Genomic DNA, 2,886 nt, shown 5'->3' on the forward strand with positions numbered 1-2,886 from the left:
TGCGAAGCTGTTCGATAATCCAGGATATTCGAGGTTCAAGATCAGTGTTTCGCTGAACGACACCAAGACAGACGGTGATGTGATTGTCGGAAACGTGATCGTCTGCTCTGACAAGGCGTGCTATCGACCTGACATGCCCAACAAGAGAATTGGGCTGTACAACACAAGCAGCGGCAAGGCCGAACTGATCTACGAAGTTCGTCTCCCTGACGATGAAATCAAGAGCGTTCATTTCGATGAGGTGGCGGGGGGGAAGGTTGTTGTTGGTGATCTGAATCTGAGTACAACCTTGAAGCTGGACTCGGGGAGGGCGCAAGGCGGAGAGATTCTTGTATTGGTCAAAAAGAAACAAGGCGGGAATAGGGTGGTTTATTACCCTGAGTCTTCGGCCGTCGGTTTTTATCACCCAGAGATAAATTCGGTTTACTACAATCCAGCATTCGCAGCCGCAGTGAAGCTGAAAATGGGCGTTGAGTGGGATATCGCGGCGCGGGCGCTTGCAGCACCGCAGATATTCCTTCCGAGTGTGCACAATACTGGTGATATTTATCCGATGGTTGATATATATCCGGAGGTTGCTTTCATGGGCAGGAGTTCGCTTTTCGTAAGGCCATTAAGGAAGCCCGCTGATGCCTCCGCAGTAAGTGGTCAGAACTCAAGTTTCGAGCCCATTCGAAAGAGTGTGAAGAAGACTGGGTTGTTTCGATTTAACGAAGAAGAGAGTCAACTCAAGTCGCAGGAAAGTGTCTCAAGTGCGTCCACTGCTTCATGGGTGGCGAATTGCGTGGCATCCATTTCTCAATACCTTCCCACCATAACATCATCGATGACGTCGACAGGCGCGGTGTACTTCAGGAAATGCGAGGAGATCCCGCCCTATGTGCACATTGCAATTGGGGACAATTCCGATGCTCGCGAGATTGTTGGAATAGTGTATGACTCACTGGATTCAACTGGCTTGCTGGCTCTTCAGAAAATAGAAACATTTTCGGGGAACTCTCAGATCCTGATCAATGGATTTTCGTGGGTGGGAGATCGAGGCAAAGGCCCGGGAACTGGCCTTGCCAGAGGGTTCGTGCAAAGGGACTCCAAGGTGCTGGGAAGCAACAGGGAAAATGGAGGTAATTCAGGAGCACCCGGCTTGAACCAATTGGCGGTTCTGATTCAGCCTGGCACACTGCCGAAATGGAAGGAGGCCATCAATGGTCCCTTGTGGACGAACGGTGTGGATGGCGTCTCGGTTCCCTACAGCGTCGTCAGTTCATCGACTTCCATCATCAAGAATGGCGTTTGCACCACTGATTCCGATATAAATAGATGGTCGGCTTTTGGCGTGACTCCCGACAACAAGATGATCTTCATGTCTTCCACCTCAGACGGGAGCGCATCTGCCGCAGAATTGTGCGAGGTTTTTCGAGCATTTGGTGCCACCCATGCGCTCCGGATGGATGGAAATTCCGCGGCAGGCATGACGATTGATGGAAGTCGGGTCAACCCATTGAGTGGTGTCGATAAGATTATCTATGACGAATCCAGGTATGTGGCCTACGGATTGGGAATGGCATTCATCAACGGGGCCGCGGCTCCCGCGACCCCGGTGATTGGCGGACGAAAATCCATTCCCAGCAATCCTTGCAAGGTGGATCCGACAAGATGCCAGTGATGGGTTGATGCCGTCGATTACGTTGCTCACTCCTGTCACCTGGTGGGCAACGGGTTGATCGGAAACAGGTGGCTGGTGCCGGTGCTGGTGGTCGAGAAGTGGCAGCCGAAGCAGCCCATCGAGGCCGACTTGTTCGGGATCACCACCTGGTGGTAGGTCTCCATCGTGGTGTTGGCCAGCAGCAGCGAGCCGCGCAGCGCCGGGGCCGTGGGGCCTGAGGGGATCGAGCCGTCGCTCGTCCACACGGCGCCCACCTGCGTGTAGTTGGCCCGCACGTCGCCCACCAGGCCGAGCATCACCAGGATGTCGAGGTTCAGCGAGATCAGCTGGCTGTTGTTGACGGCCGAGGCGGCGGTGGGCGCATTGCCCCACGGATTGACGCGGTAGACGTTGTTCTGGCGGATCGTGTTGCCGCTGGTCGCGACAACGTTGCCGGTGGTGGAATCGATCGTCATCTGCGGCACAAGGGCACCGCTCTGCGCGCCGCCGCTGGCCATGAACGACCAGGTGCCGGTCGAGTTGTACGGCACCTGCACGGTGGTGCCGAACAGGGTGTTGAAGTAGAACGCGTTGTTGGGCGCGTTGTTGCGGTGCTCGAAGGTGGCCCACACCATCTCGGGATGGCCCTGCACCGCGCCGACGATGTGGATGCCCACCAGGGCCAGCGTCTTCGCGACCGTGGGCGATTGCTTGTTGATCGTCCACAGCGTGGTGCTCGTCTTCACGTAGTTGGGCACCGTCGCGTCGATGGTCACGTAGTCGGCCGGGTTGGGGACGGTGGCGGCATCGACCCAGGCCGTCTTCAGCTCCAGCCCGAGCGCGTTGGCATCGGGCAGCGAGCTGCCCTGGCTCGATGCATAGCTCACCACCGGGGCGAGCCCCGCAGGCGTGTTGGGGAAGGGCGCGGTGGCGGGGATCACCTTGTTCGACACCGCGGTGTTGAACCACGCGTAGACGTCATTGGCGTGCACGCCGAAATAGATCAGCGAGCCGTTCATCGACAGCACCGTGTCGCCGCCACCGGCCTGGCCGCCGGGCTGGATGCTCTGCGTCTTGGTGCCGCGCACCGCGAAGCTGTGGCGCGCGACGCCGGCGGTGTTGGGGATGTAGTGGCCGCCCTGGGCGTCGAAGTTGATGTCGAAGAAGACCGGCGACTCGAGCACGATGCCCCCGGCCGCCGGCGACGAGATCCACAGGAACATCTGGTGCGCCCACTTGTAGAA

2 protein-coding genes are annotated in these 2,886 nt (G+C 57.7%); one reads left to right on the top strand and one right to left on the bottom strand.

The features are described 5' to 3' along the window. Positions 1–1,663, top strand: a 1,663-nt coding sequence (locus tag AC1D15_RS25195) for a phosphodiester glycosidase family protein (protein ID WP_477828135.1), incomplete at its 5' end; no start/stop codon positions are given. Between the two features lie 35 nt (positions 1,664–1,698). On the opposite strand, the gene AC1D15_RS25200 is transcribed toward AC1D15_RS25195, so the two are convergent. After that, positions 1,699–2,886 (bottom strand): hypothetical protein (locus AC1D15_RS25200; protein WP_477828136.1); only part of this gene is annotated, 1,188 nt, incomplete at its 5' end.

This window comes from Rhizobacter sp. P2_H2 (assembly GCF_056403375.1).